This window comes from Enterobacter sp. ENT03 (assembly GCF_019218745.1).
Lineage (GTDB): Bacteria > Pseudomonadota > Gammaproteobacteria > Enterobacterales > Enterobacteriaceae > Enterobacter_D.
The window spans coordinates 14,329-27,986 of sequence record NZ_JAHUXA010000024.1; the positions used below are offsets into that span (position 1 = coordinate 14,329).

Here is a 13,658-nt window from a genome sequence, read left to right on the forward strand (position 1 = left end):
CGCTGGAAAGTTAGCGGCGGGCGTCGGTGATCATCTGCGTCACCGCGCTCAGATTGCCGATTTTGACATCGCTGGCGCGCTGAAATTTACTCTTATCGATCAGCAACAGCGATTGCTGCGCACGACTTAACAGCTGCGTTTTAAATCCCGCATTGTGCTCCGTCGGATCCCACATATCGCCCTGGGCATCAACGCCTTCACAGGAAAAGATAAACAGGTCGATCTCAAGCGTTTTCAACAAGGGCGCGAGCGTCGGATTCATATAGCAGCGATATTTACGATCCAGCTCACCGCCGGTGCAAATCAGCGTGACGTGCTGGCGACGTGCCATCTCCTGACACACGGGCTGGCTGTTGGTAAACACCGTCAGCGGCATATCCGGCAACTGCCGCGCCAGCAGAAAACAGGTGGAGCTGGCATCCAGCGCCAGGCACATTCCTTCTTCGATCCACGCCAGCGCATGGCGGGCAATATCTGCTTTATCCGCGTAATGGCTTTTCAGCCGGGCGACAAAAGGCTCGCCGCCATCGTGATTTTGCGTGTGGATCACGCGCGCGCGCCCGTGATGACGCACGATTTTTCCCTGCGCCTGTAACGCCGTGAGATCCCGGCGCAACGTCTCTTTGCTGATGCCGAGCTGTGCCGCCAGGCTGGCGGTAGTCAGGGTGTCGTGGCGGGCAAGAAGCGCCAGAATGGTTTGCTGTCGCGCGGATTTCATCGCCAGCCTCAGGCGATCAGGCGCGGGAAAATAGAGATCAGCGTCGCGCCCATCGCCACGCCATTTTTACCGGAGTGCTTGATGTGATACATCGCCTCATCGGCGCGGGTTAACGCCCCGACAAAATTGTCCTGCGGCTGCACTTCATCTATACCAATGGACGCGCCAACCGATCCGACGCCGTTATCCAGATCAAAGGGCGTCAGCACGGCGTGCAGCAGATCCTGCGCCGCGTGGTGGATCACGGCATCGGCCAGCGCAAAAGGGAGCAACAGCACAAACTCATCACCGCCGAGGCGTCCGATAGTCGTCCCCGGCGGGCAGGTCTCCCGCAGCCGGCTGCTCAGCTGGATCAGCAGTTCATCGCCGCTGCGATGGCCGAGCGTATCGTTAACGTGCTTAAAGTTATCCAGATCGATAAAGGCCACGCACAGCGGCCCGGCCAGCTTACGCTCGTCGAACTGCTTAATTAGCGCATGACGGTTGGCAAGGCCAGTGAGCGGATCGTGATTCGCCAATAGCGCCAGTTGCTCTTCGTACTGTTTCTCTTTGGTCATGTCGATATGCGTTCCGGTGACCTTAAGCGGATGGCCGTTGGCGTCCCGTTCGCTGATCCGGCCACGATCCAGCACCCAGGTCACGGTGCCGTTTTTATGCTGCATACGATGGAGGGCTTCGTACCAGGGCGCTTTGCCCTCCAGATGATCGTAGAACGCTTTCAGCACCCACTGACGATCCTCGGGATGCAGGTGATCTTTCCACACCTCGAACTGCGCGTTGAGCTCTTTCGGCTGATAGCCGAGCATCGATCCCCAGCGGCGGTTAAAGATGATCAGTTTTCCGCTGGGAATATCCAGTTGCCACAGGCACAGCCCGGTGCCGTCAAGGGCGGCGCTGAGTTTACTGCGGGCGTCACGCGCCAGCCTCACCAGACGGGCATTATGCTTTTTCAGATTCTGGATCTGCTGCGATAGCGCGCGTTCAGACATAGGTGGCCGTGATGATTAAATAAAAAATCATTCTTACCAGTTATTATTTTGTTGTAAATATGTGGCAGGAAAAAGAGAGCGGCGGGCGGCAGGAAAAGAAAAATCCGGGCGGGGTGCGCCCGGACGGGGAGATCAGGCGTTGCGCTTGTCTTCGGTGTGGGTATCGAAGTCGCTGGCGTCGTGACGCTCGTGCAGCTGTTCGTTGAGCGGCCCGTTGGTGCGGTTGACGATGCGACCACGCTTCACCCCCGGACGCTCCGCCACTTCTTTCGCCCAGCGCAGGACATTTTTGTAGCTGCCCGCATCAAGGAATTCAGCGGCGTCATAAATAGTGCCGAGCACAACATTGCCGTACCACGGCCAGATCGCCATATCCGCGATAGTGTATTCATCGCCGGCAACAAATTTATGCTTCGCCAGTTGCTGGTCCAGCACGTCGAGCTGACGCTTGGCTTCCATGGTAAAGCGGTTGATCGCGTACTCGATTTTCACCGGCGCATAGTGATAAAAATGGCCGAATCCGCCGCCGAGGAACGGGGCTGCGCCCTGTAACCAGAACAGCCAGTTCAGCGCTTCGGTGCGACCGGCCGGATCTTTCGGCAGGAAGTGACCGTATTTTTCCGCCAGATACAGCAGAATGGATCCGGATTCGAACACGCGGGTCGGCGGCGTAGTGGAATGATCGCTAAGGGCCGGGATTTTGGAGTTCGGGTTCACCTCAACAAAGCCGCTGGAGAACTGATCGCCCTCGCCAATGCGGATAAGCCAGGCGTCGTATTCTGCGCCGGTCACGCCTTTTTCCAGCAGCTCCTCCAGCAGGATCGTCACCTTCTGACCGTTCGGTGTGCCGAGCGAGTAAAGCTGAAGCGGGTGTTTGCCGACCGGCAGGGTTTTCTCGTGGGTCGCGCCGGATACCGGACGATTGATGTTGACAAACGCGCCGCCAGCGGACTTGTCCCACGTCCAGGTTTTCGGTGGCTGATACTGATTGTCTGACATGTTAACCTGCCTTTTCATTGATGTATTGATGCAGTGTAGCAGGCGCTACGCGCGTCAACTGACGGTTAGTGCGCTTAACGCCAGGGGTTCAGATTCAGGCAAAAAGGCGTTCAGCCCAGACGTTGACGTCATCGCCGCTGCCCAGATCCGGCTGGACCAGACCGTTAACCATAAAGGTCGGGGAGACGTGAATACCGTTCTGGCGCGCGTATTTGCAGTGCCACTTAATGACGGTTTGCAGATCCGCCCGGCCAAAGGGTACTGAGGCATCGACCCCGCTATAGCGTTGCAAACGCGCCAGAATATCGTTCGGCGTGGCATCCATATTCGGACCGCTGCAATGGTCGGTAAATTCAAACTCTTCACGATGATCGGCAACCGCCTGCATGACCTTATGCGCAGCATCGCGCCCGTCTGGCAGCGTTGAGGCCGCAAGGATGTAGCGCACGATCACACCGGAATAGAGATGCCACGGCTGGGATTGCAGACGAATTTTAATGGTGACCTTGTCTTCGCCGACGTGCTGTAACAGCGCATCCAGCTTATTAAAGGCTCTTACTGAAAACGGGCAGGTAGGTTCAAGGAAGACTTCAAAGGTGCGTGGCCCGTGGCCCCATTCCAGCGGCTGAGCATTAAGGGCAGGTTGCTGACTCATGTTAACTCCTGATGTTGTGTGTTTTTAATCACTATATCAAAAGCGCGATGAATGTTTTTAGCACGACGGACAGAGAAAGGAAAAGGCACGCTGGCGTGCCTTTGCCGGAGAGAGGGGATCAGTATTTGATGTCGCGCGCTTCCTGACGCCCGTCCTGTTTTGCCTGGCGTTTGTCCTGGCGGCATTCATGATTGCTTTTATTATCGTTAACCACGCACTGGCGCTTGTCCTGACGCGCATCCCGGCGGGCATCCTGACGCGTATCTCGCGCTTCGCGGCGCTCATGCGCCCGTTCGGTGGCCTGCGCCACGTTAATACTACCGGCAAGCAGCGCAAGACCGGTAACAACCGCAAGTAAGGATTTCATAGGTGACCTGTTTATAAAAAGGGAAAGAGGGGGCGAGGCGCCCGGTCCGGTATTGTATGAAAAGCGGGGGAGGAGGTTGGGGGTATAAATGCGGTTTTCGAGGGGCGTCCTGATTCAGCGCTGTCACCGGTTTTTTCGCGCCGCATGAATTCATCACGCCGGGTGTCTGTGAATAAGGACGTGAAAGCGCGTAGTAATATACCTGTATTTTAAAGGGTATGAGCTATCGATGCCTTTTCTATATATTCGACGAAAAATGCTGATTTTTTACCAGTGGAAACTCTCTAACATATTAACTTTTTTATTTCTGTAATTGGTTAACTAAGAGAAATAATTAAATCGCGGTTTTTTTCATGACTCGTTATAAACTAACAGGTAAATTTATTTTAATGAAATGTCTGGTAATAATACGCAAGTGAAAAAGATTATCTGCGCGGATATGGTGTGTTTACCGTTAGCTGACTGGCAATAATGCTGGTTTTGTTAATGGTGCAGACATCATGACGTGTCTGCTGTTCCGGGATTTTTATTTCTGTTCAAATATTCTAATGAATTGGAGTATTACCATGAAAACATTAATTACCCCGTACATTGACGTAACGATCAACGCTGAGTGGTCTGACTGGGAAAATTATCCTGCTGGCCGCCCTAATCCGCTTTATTCACAGCAGGCAATCGACTGGAAAGTGGATGGTTTAATCCTGGCATTTATTACCCTCTCAACATCCCGTAAACCCTGCTGGGCCGCACAGGATGCCATGCCGCTTGACTGGGCGCTCCCCCTGGCGAACGACCTCAACGCTGCCGGTCGGAAGGTTATTGTGTCTTTCGGTGGCGCAGCCAACAATGATATTTCAACCGCGTTAAGCGTTGATCAGCTCATCTCAACTTACCAGGAAACTATCGACCATTATCACGCGGTCGGCCTGGATTTTGATCTGGAAAATGGATTGTATAATGTGACTAATATTTGTGAAGCCCTGAAGACAATTCAGCAAAATAACCCCGGTGTGCAACTCTCGTTTACGCTTCCGACATTACCTTCAGGGCTGACCGGAACCGGTTTGAGCATTATTCAGAATATCGTTAATGCCGGGCTGAATTTTGTCGTAAATGGCATGGCAATGGACTATTACGATCCTGCTTATTTCCCGCAAATGGGGAAAGCGGCGACTGATGCGGCGACCAGCATTAATAATCAACTTGCATCACTGGGCGTAACGGGCGGTTATCAGTGTGTCGCGGTTACCCCAATGATTGGTCTTAATGACGATTTAAGTATGTTTACTCTTGACGATGCCAGTACGGTTGCCTCGTTTGCTAAAGACAAACGCGTAAACTTTATTGGAATGTGGAGTTTTAACCGCGACAACCCCTCTTCCTATAGTTATGTCGATTTGATCACCAGCAGCAATCCAGAACAGAAAACGTCTGGTGATTACAGCCGGACATTCGTCAGTGGCGTGGCGGTGTGACAATGAAGTAAAAGCGCTGGTGTAGTGCAGACGCGCTGAGATCTGAAAGCAGAACCCGCCTTTTGGGCGGGTTCTTTATTTAACATCAGACCTTAAGCATTTTCACCGTGGCATCCACATCGATCTCATCTTCCGTAAAGATTAACGTCTCCCCCTGGAAGGTGGTGATCGCCAGCTTTTTCAGCGTACGCATCTGACCCGGTTTAACATCGGTCTTCGGACGGATGTTGCCCATCAGCAGGCCAACCGACAGCACGGTGTTCTCTTTATCGATATGCGTCTCGACAGGGACTTCTTCGCTGTAAACCAGATAAGATTTGATGGCCGTAAGCTTAATGCGCTCACCGGCAATAAAGATGTATTTGCTTTCCGGCAACACTTTTACCGCATAGGCGGAGAGGCCCTTGTTATTGGTGGTGGGTTCAAAGGTCACCGCCGCATCTTTCTTGATAAGCTCTGGGTTGGCGACTTTAATCACATGAAAATAACGGTTATCCCCGTTTTCATCTTTGAGAAATCCAAAACCTTTGTCTTTGAACCAGGTTGTGATTGTTCCGTTCATCGCCATTACCGCCTGTTTATTCGTTTATCTGCTCAGTTTTTACCGCGCGCAGTGTAAAGCACAACGCCTTCACACACTACGTTTTGCTTACCACATCAAATCGTCAGGAACTTTAAAATCAGCATAGGGATCGTCTTCGTCCTGCGCTTCCTGACTTAATGCGCTGTTAAGGACAATGCTGCTGGCATCCCGCTGCGCAATTTTATCGGCCACCACGGCCGGGATAATCGCATATTCACTCTCGCCGTTGCTGTCCGTCGTCAGACGCGCGATAGCCAGACGACCGCCGATTAGCTGCGCCTGGGTTACCTTATCGACGACGATTTTTTTGATAAAGTTATTGTCGGTAAAGTTGAAATCAATATTGCCGCGTGGAATGGTGATGCGGTTCATTTCAATCAGCTGCTTCACCTGGGCTTTGTACTCTTTCGATAACGCCGCCTGTTTTTGCTGCTCGCTCAGCTGTTTGTCGCGCTCCAGCTGCGCTTTTTTATTCTCTTCTACTGCCGCTCTCGCTTCACGCGTCTGCACTCGGGATTTCTTTGCCGTGCGCTGCACTTTGGCCATTTTTTTGCTGGTTACTAAGCCCGCTTTCAGCATCTGCTCTTGTAAGGTGAGTTTGGTCATTGTCGTTTCTGAACCCGTTGGATAATTTTTGTAATTATACCCGTATTTGGCGGGGCTGTACCAGGTGACAGGTCCCGATCAGGGCAGGGGAAAGGCAGGCGCAGCGGCCGGAAACAGGGCTGGATGCCTAAAAGCGATAAAAAACGGCAGAGGCGGGTTTTTCTAAAAAGTGGTGCCTGGACTCATTGTAGTCCGTTAGGTTAATAAACTGTTTTCTACGATAAAGCCATTTTTTGTGATTTGCCAGGACCACCAGAAGCCAGGAGTTTTGAAATGAGCATTTCACTCGAACTGTTTCGTTTGCAAAACAGTATATTAGCCCAGCATAATGCGCCTTTATTTCCTGTGCTTTTGTTACGGTTTTTTAGCCTGATAAGGGTTTAGCTAATGACTGTCAATCTCACTTCTACGTGATGCCGAATGTTTTCATCAACTGGATGTTTATAGCATGAGCCTGGCCGTCGTCGGAACTATCACTTTAACTGCGAGAAAGGGCATAGCGGTGAGCATTGGCGAGAGATACGCGGTCAGGGAGTGGCAAGGGGATGGTTTTTTCCATTTTATGGCTTTAGTTGTCCAGAATCAGGGGAACATAGCCAGCTATAACGCTGGGCTGGCTATGTTCTTAGAATGGTGAATATTCAGGAACAGAAGATAGTACCGCGTATTTGATAAGCCGCTGGGCTTTGAAAAGAGTAGATAGTTCCTTTCACTGACAGATAGCTCGTCTCATTCGCTCTAATGTCGCTTTATCCGTGGTTATCATGAACGGCTTGTTGTCATCTTTCAGACTTGCTAAAAATGCTTTATCGTCTTTGATGGCATCATACAGGGGTCACTCTGGTGGATCCCACTTTTCCAGCAGTTCCACCGGGATCTCATTAATTACCTCTGAAAATCGTTTTCCCACCAGGCGTTCAGCCTGACGCAATAACGGTATGGTAGGGCTGCTGGGTTCGTTCGCTTCAAACCAGCGACGAATGACCCGTAGGCGCTCCAGTGCATCATTACGGTCACGAATACTCTCCGGCATTGTACTGACCGGTGCCAACAGAGTGACTGGTGTATTTTTTACTGCGGGAATATCCTCTTCCGGGGGGACAATGTTATTCGCTACCACAGTTTCCGGAGGGCGTGCCTGTATTTGTGGCGGCGGGGGCTCTGGTGTGGTGGTCTGTACTGTGCCTGGCAGTAACGCCAATAACTGCCGCAGGCGGGAAAAATCCGGAGCCAGTTCTTTTAGCGTATCGTCTGCCCATTGTTGTAGCCGTCCGATACACTCTGCGGCCTGGCGAAATGCAGCCAGCGGCAGTGCGCCGCGGGCCTCCAGATCGGCGAGTTGCTGGCGAACCGACTCCGGTGCTAGCGCGTCTGCCGGACGTGAGGCTGACAGCGCCCGCTCCACATCCCGCATCTGGAGGCGCATAGCGGCGTTGTTTGACAGCGTGATATTACGGATATCCGCCATCACGCCTTCGTGATCCAGCAAGGCCGACAGCGCATTGCTGCGCGACAGGACTGCATCTTCTGCGGAGGTGTCTTTATCAGGAAGAAGTTGCGGGTGAAGCGTATCAGAATACGCCATACACAGGCTTTCCAGCAGTGCGAATATCTCCGCAAGCCCCTGTGCGCCTGCCAGTTGCGTGCGACAACGTAACAGCAGGATCAGGATACGAATATCTTTACTGCGGACCAGCAACCGACGTGCATCCCGTTCGATTTCTGGCCAGTTAATAGTTTCCGGCGTGCTGATAAAGTCGCCGTACTGGGCCTCTGCCTGGGGGGCGGCGCGACTGAACAACAGCAGATATTCCGGATCGTACTCCAGATCCGGGCCACAGGGTTGTTCAGTACTCACAGGATCGGTCAGGGACATATGGTTACTCTCAGTGATTTAAATAGTGTTCAGGTTCAAAAATCATGCCCGTCACCGGGCGATCATTCATGGCTTTGCCTGCCCACGATGTCCAGCCAAGCTGTTGCGGACCGCCGATAACCGCAGGCGGTGCGGCGTGGGGTTTAAGCTGTAGCTCAATTTCCCAGCAGTATTCAAAACCGATAAAAGCGCGCACCAGTTCTGCCAGCACAGGCAGATTATTGCCTCCAGGCAGAAAGCGCAGATAGTCGGTCAGCGTCAGGGGGCCGATAACCAGCCGGAATTTATACTGCATGTCGGGCACCTCCCGGCCAATCAGTGCGCCATTGCCAATCACGGAAGAAGGCGCTGCCATGCCCAGACGGGTCACCTCATCATCCGCCACAACTATCCAGTGGAGAATGAATTCGTTCACGTCAAAGGGGACGCTGAAATAATGCGCCAGTGTGGCGGCCAGCCCATCAGGATTACGGGATCCGCGCACCAGATGGGCGGAGGCGGCAAGACGGACATGATCCGGCAGCACACTGTTCTTGCTCTCCCGCAGATCCTGTCCACTGAGGCTGGCGACATAGAACGCGAAACGGTCATGTTCTGGTTTGTCCAGCGCGCCTCCTGCCGACTGGGCGCTGAGCCATGCCCGGTAAAACTGCGTCAACCAGCGGTGATGAAAGAGGTCAGAGAAACTGACCAGTGTGGGATCGTGGCGGCTTTCCGCCCGGTTCAGCGCCAGTTCCGTGTAATGCAGCGGCAGCGGTCCGTTTGGTCCCCAGAGGCCGAGGCTGTACAGGCTCAGGTGCAAGCGGCCTTCCTGCCAGTTGACCTGCGCGATTTCCCGTGGTGCAAAAGTCAGTGCCGGTGTCTGTCCGAGACGGAATTTCTCCATGCGCGGCTGCCAGGTACTTCCCGCCGGGGCATCGCAAAGCCGGGCATCCACGCGGCGCATCAGATTCAGGAAGCCGTAGCGCCACGGCGTTTCCTGTACCGGTCCGAAGATGTCAGTGTCCGTTTTACTCATACGCTTCCCCGCTGACCGCTTCTTACCGGCCAGGTCATGATGTGTCCGCGCTGCATGGAATGCAGTGTCATCTGTGAGAAGGTATTGATGGAGACATGGCGGGCGATATAGTGCTCCAGTACCAGCCCGAAAAGCCAGGGGCTGATGCCGGAAAATCCCTCTTCATCCACGGTCAGTTCGCAACTGACGCCTCTGCCGTAGACCAGCAGTCCCGCTCCCGGCAGGCGGCGGGTCACCGGGGCAGAGTGGCAGCCAATCAGACTGCGAATCTGGCGAGACTGTGGGCTGTCGTGCGCCGGAATAAACAGATTCAGCAAATCACGCAACGCCTGGCCGCCGGTACGGTGATCCAGATCGGCCAGCGGCAGGTAGTTAAATGACAACTGGCGGATCAGTCGCCAGGCCAGTTCACGTTCCGCCAGCGGCGGCTGCGGCGGGCGTGGGGGCTTTATCAGTCCGACGCCCGACACAGGGATTGCTGCGTCAACGGTCAAATCATCCCGGCCATTGCGTGGAATAAGGCAGGGGAGATCGCGGTTGGTCACCATCGCAGTGACGGTGATATGGCGCAGGTTTTCCGGGTACGGCGCTTCATGCTGGTCAACCAGCGACAGAAAGACCTCCGATCCGGTATAGGGTGTGCGGGTGCCATAACGGCGGGCGTTCTCCGATAAGCGCCGGGGTTCGCGACGCAGCGAAAAATAGCGGCCATGATTGCCTTCGTCGTTATTGCGGGTATGGTACAGCGGACGGAAGGTCATTTTTTGTGTGGTTTCTGCTTCCAGCCCTTCCACTTCCTGGACGGAAAAGACTTCGTAATCCAGCGGACGGGTGCGATCTACCACCAGATGCTGCTCCGTCACGCTGTGTGTGACCTCAATCCGGGTGGTGGTACGGGGAAACAGGTTGATTACAGGTGTACAGAACAGACTGAACTGTGCGGCGTCCGTCTGGTGAATGAGCCAGTCCGGCGGTAACCGGTTAAGCAACACGACGATTTCCGCCACGCCACCATTCACTTTTTGCAGCCCGGCGGATAATCCGGTCGGGGTGAAGAAATAAAACCGTTCCGGACAGGCAAAATATTCATGCAACAGATTGTGGCCGTGGAACACATTCCAGGTCAGCGGCAACAGCCCCTGTCCCGGCTCCAGCCCTTCGTGCATCACTGGCTGTTTCAGGTTGATGTCCAGCGCGCCGTCAAAATGACCGGGAACACCTGCCAGCGTGGCGACGGCGCTGGTGTGCAGCAGTTCAAACAGGTGTGACGCGATACGCTCCTCGCCGCAGAGGTAAAACGGCAGACTTTCCAGCCCCGCAAGCTGGCTGAACGTCAGTTCTCCGAAGGTCCGCAGGGTGATGCGCAAGGCACCTGTGACATGAATATTTGATGGTAGGTAGCGGTGCAGGGCCGGCATATCCGGCGGCGCGGCGGTCAGACGCACGTTGTCGATGGACAGCGGCCACAGCGTGACATTCTGGCTGCTGCGAAACTGGCAGGCGGTTTTTTCGCCCTCCGGGATGGCGGAAAAGAATGCGGTGTTGCGGGGGACAGTGAAGCCCTTCGCCAGGTCCCCTTCCTGTTCATCGGGATAGAGTCGCGCCACGGCCATCGACGGCGTGGGGGCGACATAATTGGGGCTTACCACCTCCAGCAGTCGCTGGGTAAAGCGGGGAAACTCGGCGTCAATTTTCAGTTGTGTGCGCGCCGTCAGAAAACTGAATGCTTCAATCATGCGCTCCACATACGGATCGGCAATATCTGTCCCCTGCATGCCCAGCCTGGCAGCGATCTTAGGATGGCGGGTAGCGAACTCCGCTCCCATTTCCCGCAGGTAGCTCAGTTCGCGGTTGTAATAGTCCAGTAGCCGTGGATCCATGAATAATACCCTGTGTTAAAAAAACGTAATGCGGTTCTGTTCCATATCCAGCGCGCTGCGTACCAGAAATTCCGTGGGCCAGGGCTGTGTCAGGATTTGCCCGCGAATTTCAAATTGCAGGGTGTTATGGCAGCCCTGCTGGGTTTCATCCTGTAACGGTGCGATCTGTAGCGTGGAGGCTTTCAGCCGGGGTTCAAAACGGATAATGGCCTGCAGGATCGCACGGCGAATCTCATCCCATTTGTGCCCGTACATAAAACTGCCCGCCAGCGGCGGCAGACCGTAGTTCAGGACCGATGAGGCGGCGTGGGGATAGCGACGGGCATCAATATCATCGTCATGGCTGATGGTGTTGAGCAGAAAGGAGAGATCCCGGCGGAGAATCTCCTTCAGTTGTACCGGCGTGACGCTGACATCCCTGTCGTGTTTCTGATGTGGGGCATTGTCGCACAGCCGATCAAACAGCGTGGGCAGCAGATGATTATCAGGAATAAAACGGGAAGCACTCATGCCTCACGCTCTTCTGGCCCATGAAAAGTACATTCCGTCAGATCCAGCAGGCTGATATCGCTGTGGCTGGAAAGCCATACTTTCTGTCCCTGTGCCCGTACTGCGGTTTCGCCGGGACCATCCTGCCAGGTGGTTTCCCGGCCCAGACGCAACGTATCGGAGGCCTTCTCTGAACCACAGTAGCGGGTAAACAGCCATGCGTCATGGGTGTCGCCGTTCACCAGCGTGATATTAACGGGTTTCCAGAGCAGATCGGTCAGATGTTCCGGAAGCTGTGATTTCAGCGAACGGATCTGTGAAAACGGCAGCCAAAGATACACGCCGCCGGTGACCAGTTCGAGTACCGGGCCGATACGGGAGTCGCTGTCGCAGACCCAGTCAAATGAGCCGTCGTTCCACGCACCGCTGGTTTCTATTATGGCCTCCAGCGCGGTAGTGCGGTGTTCATCGGCTTCACGATGCTTACCATTGGCGTTACAGGTGAGGGCTGCAAGCAGCAATTCGGTCCAGACAGGTTGCGGCAGAATGAAACCGGGTCGCTGTTCGCCCTGAAAGACAGAGTGGCGGAACATCTCGCAGCGGACTAACTCCCGAAACAGGCTGGCTTGCTGGGTATAACAGGCATCCATCCGGGCGCACTGTTGAAGCTGCTGCAACGCCCGTGACCAGTCACCGGTGATACATAACAACTGAAAAAGGCTGTGGCGGCAGGCGGCCTGCGCCGGGTTTTCCCGGATCTGTTGCTCTGCCAGGCGAATGCCGTCTGCAACGGAGTAATCCTGTAGTAATGCTGACAGAGTGACGGGAAAAGTGTCATTTTTTTTCATGAGGGGTGTCTCCGTTGTTCTGTGCGGCATTGATCCGGTAATGACTATCAATGCCGATAATCCGGTGCTCACGTTGCGTCAGATCGGGCAGTATGTCGTGGTGTGTGTTTTGGGATGCCCGCAGCGGGGAAAGCAACAGCAGGATATCGGGAAAGACGTCTGCGGCGGGCCAGGCAGTTTCGCCATCGCCCGTGGTATCCAGTGAATCCAGAATGTCGTCGATACTGAGCGTCCCCGCCACCATATCCTGTAAGGTATCAGCCTGAGATTTTCTGTTGTACAGTGAGGTCAGATCCTGCGTGGTGGCCTCTCCGTTCAACGGGAAGGGATCTTTCTGGCTTCGGGTTTCCTGTTCCGGGGAGAGCAGCGCCTGCTGATATTCCTGGTAAAGCTGAACCAGCGTATTGTCTGTTTCCGGGGAGGCGTTGCCGACGGTCGTCCCGCAGACGGGAATGATATCGAAGGGATCCTGCGGATTGATGTGTTGCTGCCTGAACCAGTCCAGGTCCAGAAATTCGGTGATCGGCTCAGGGAATACCGATGACGGAGACCGGGGAGATTCGGGGCGGGGCTGAGGATTGATCTCGTAATGACGTACAAGACGCCAGGAAGATAAACCCCATTCAATGATATCTCCGTCATTCAGCCGCATACGACGTTGCGGCTCCACAATCTGCTCGTTCACGGCACAGCACCATTCATCGGAGTAATTAATAATCCACCAGGCTTCCTCATAACGAATAAGTCTGAGGGCCACGATCTCGCTTTCAGTTTCTTTTCCGGACGGTCCAAAAACTGGAACCCAAGGGGCAGTGTCCGTGAAAACAACCTCAGTTCTGACAGGACAGAGTGTGTCGTCTCTGATGCCCTGAACCTGAATTTTTTGCAGTGCCCATGTTTTTTTGTGTTTCATTATATTTTTCAAATAAGGGTGTTACATCTTTTAGATATAAGGTGCGCTATTGACTGAATCATTATTAAAACTAATTAAATATGCTGTAGAAATGTTTCTTTCATTCATTCGTTACACAAATGCAAAACAAGTCTCTTAATGAATATTATATCCAATAAAACACAAACATAGTTTTTTACACCAATGATTTCTGGTTGGGGGATATTAGCTGCTATATTGTGATGAAATCTGTGATCGTTATC

General features: G+C 53.8%; 14 protein-coding genes. 1 reads left to right on the top strand and 13 read right to left on the bottom strand.

Annotated elements, in window-relative coordinates; genetic code table 11:
- Positions 1 to 10: 10 nt before the first annotated feature.
- The 5 genes from fucR to KW828_RS19895 form a co-directional block, all read right to left on the bottom strand.
- Positions 11 to 718, bottom strand: a complete 708-nt coding sequence (gene fucR / locus KW828_RS19875) for an L-fucose operon activator (RefSeq protein WP_218337982.1) — start codon at positions 716 to 718, stop codon at positions 11 to 13.
- Between the two features lie 8 nt (positions 719 to 726).
- Complete coding sequence (locus KW828_RS19880) at positions 727 to 1,707, bottom strand: sensor domain-containing diguanylate cyclase (RefSeq protein ID WP_218337983.1); 981 nt, start codon at positions 1,705 to 1,707, stop codon at positions 727 to 729.
- A 132-nt stretch (positions 1,708 to 1,839) separates the two neighbouring features.
- Positions 1,840 to 2,706: a glutathione-dependent disulfide-bond oxidoreductase gene (gene yghU / locus KW828_RS19885; protein ID WP_218337984.1), complete on the bottom strand. Its 867-nt coding sequence runs from the start codon at positions 2,704 to 2,706 to the stop codon at positions 1,840 to 1,842.
- A 94-nt stretch (positions 2,707 to 2,800) separates the two neighbouring features.
- Complete coding sequence (locus KW828_RS19890; protein WP_218337985.1) at positions 2,801 to 3,361, bottom strand: thioredoxin; 561 nt, start codon at positions 3,359 to 3,361, stop codon at positions 2,801 to 2,803.
- A 118-nt stretch (positions 3,362 to 3,479) separates the two neighbouring features.
- On the bottom strand, positions 3,480 to 3,728 hold the full coding sequence (locus KW828_RS19895; RefSeq protein ID WP_218337986.1) for a hypothetical protein: 249 nt from the start codon (positions 3,726 to 3,728) through the stop codon (positions 3,480 to 3,482).
- Positions 3,729 to 4,294: 566 nt separating this feature from the next.
- Between KW828_RS19895 and KW828_RS19900 the strand changes: the two genes are divergently transcribed.
- Complete coding sequence (locus tag KW828_RS19900; RefSeq protein ID WP_218337987.1) at positions 4,295 to 5,203, top strand: chitinase; 909 nt, start codon at positions 4,295 to 4,297, stop codon at positions 5,201 to 5,203.
- 85 nt (positions 5,204 to 5,288) lie between these two features.
- On the opposite strand, the gene KW828_RS19905 is transcribed toward KW828_RS19900, so the two are convergent.
- From KW828_RS19905 to tagK, 8 genes are all read right to left on the bottom strand, one after another.
- Positions 5,289 to 5,771, bottom strand: coding sequence for a cold-shock protein (locus KW828_RS19905; protein ID WP_218337988.1), 483 nt, complete (start codon positions 5,769 to 5,771; stop codon positions 5,289 to 5,291).
- An 81-nt stretch (positions 5,772 to 5,852) separates the two neighbouring features.
- On the bottom strand, positions 5,853 to 6,392 hold the full coding sequence (locus tag KW828_RS19910; protein ID WP_218337989.1) for a DUF2058 domain-containing protein: 540 nt from the start codon (positions 6,390 to 6,392) through the stop codon (positions 5,853 to 5,855).
- An 835-nt stretch (positions 6,393 to 7,227) separates the two neighbouring features.
- On the bottom strand, positions 7,228 to 8,268 hold the full coding sequence (locus KW828_RS19915) for an ImpA family type VI secretion system protein (RefSeq protein ID WP_218337990.1): 1,041 nt from the start codon (positions 8,266 to 8,268) through the stop codon (positions 7,228 to 7,230).
- Between the two features lie 10 nt (positions 8,269 to 8,278).
- Entirely contained in the window at positions 8,279 to 9,286 is a 1,008-nt protein-coding gene (gene tssG, locus KW828_RS19920) for a type VI secretion system baseplate subunit TssG (RefSeq protein WP_218337991.1), read from the bottom strand.
- A complete protein-coding gene (gene tssF / locus KW828_RS19925) occupies positions 9,283 to 11,166 on the bottom strand; it encodes a type VI secretion system baseplate subunit TssF (RefSeq protein ID WP_218337992.1) in 1,884 nt (627 codons plus the stop codon). Before tssF ends, tssG begins: the two co-directional genes overlap by 4 nt.
- A gap of 15 nt (positions 11,167 to 11,181) precedes the next feature.
- Positions 11,182 to 11,676: a type VI secretion system baseplate subunit TssE gene (gene tssE / locus KW828_RS19930; protein WP_218337993.1), complete on the bottom strand. Its 495-nt coding sequence runs from the start codon at positions 11,674 to 11,676 to the stop codon at positions 11,182 to 11,184.
- Positions 11,673 to 12,503 carry a type VI secretion system accessory protein TagJ gene (locus KW828_RS19935; protein WP_218337994.1) on the bottom strand — a complete coding sequence of 277 codons (831 nt, stop codon included), beginning with the start codon at positions 12,501 to 12,503 and terminating at the stop codon, positions 11,673 to 11,675. The genes tssE and KW828_RS19935 overlap by 4 nt, the downstream gene beginning before the upstream one ends.
- On the bottom strand, positions 12,490 to 13,416 hold the full coding sequence (gene tagK, locus KW828_RS19940; protein WP_218337995.1) for a type VI secretion system-associated protein TagK: 927 nt from the start codon (positions 13,414 to 13,416) through the stop codon (positions 12,490 to 12,492). Before tagK ends, KW828_RS19935 begins: the two co-directional genes overlap by 14 nt.
- Positions 13,417 to 13,658 lie beyond the last annotated feature (242 nt).

Excerpts from the sequence above, each read along its gene's own strand:
- tssF (WP_218337992.1), bottom strand. The coding sequence starts at position 11,166 with ATGGATCCACGGCTACTGGACTATTACAACCGCGAACTGAGCTACCTG.
- KW828_RS19935 (WP_218337994.1), bottom strand. The coding sequence starts at position 12,503 with ATGAAAAAAAATGACACTTTTCCCGTCACTCTGTCAGCATTACTACAG.
- fucR (WP_218337982.1), bottom strand. The coding sequence starts at position 718 with ATGAAATCCGCGCGACAGCAAACCATTCTGGCGCTTCTTGCCCGCCAC.
- KW828_RS19895 (WP_218337986.1), bottom strand. The coding sequence starts at position 3,728 with ATGAAATCCTTACTTGCGGTTGTTACCGGTCTTGCGCTGCTTGCCGGT.
- KW828_RS19900 (WP_218337987.1), top strand. The coding sequence starts at position 4,295 with ATGAAAACATTAATTACCCCGTACATTGACGTAACGATCAACGCTGAG.
- tagK (WP_218337995.1), bottom strand. The coding sequence starts at position 13,416 with ATGAAACACAAAAAAACATGGGCACTGCAAAAAATTCAGGTTCAGGGC.
- KW828_RS19890 (WP_218337985.1), bottom strand. The coding sequence starts at position 3,361 with ATGAGTCAGCAACCTGCCCTTAATGCTCAGCCGCTGGAATGGGGCCAC.
- KW828_RS19880 (WP_218337983.1), bottom strand. The coding sequence starts at position 1,707 with ATGTCTGAACGCGCGCTATCGCAGCAGATCCAGAATCTGAAAAAGCAT.
- tssE (WP_218337993.1), bottom strand. The coding sequence starts at position 11,676 with ATGAGTGCTTCCCGTTTTATTCCTGATAATCATCTGCTGCCCACGCTG.
- yghU (WP_218337984.1), bottom strand. The coding sequence starts at position 2,706 with ATGTCAGACAATCAGTATCAGCCACCGAAAACCTGGACGTGGGACAAG.
- KW828_RS19905 (WP_218337988.1), bottom strand. The coding sequence starts at position 5,771 with ATGGCGATGAACGGAACAATCACAACCTGGTTCAAAGACAAAGGTTTT.
- KW828_RS19910 (WP_218337989.1), bottom strand. The coding sequence starts at position 6,392 with ATGACCAAACTCACCTTACAAGAGCAGATGCTGAAAGCGGGCTTAGTA.
- tssG (WP_218337991.1), bottom strand. The coding sequence starts at position 9,286 with ATGAGTAAAACGGACACTGACATCTTCGGACCGGTACAGGAAACGCCG.
- KW828_RS19915 (WP_218337990.1), bottom strand. The coding sequence starts at position 8,268 with ATGTCCCTGACCGATCCTGTGAGTACTGAACAACCCTGTGGCCCGGAT.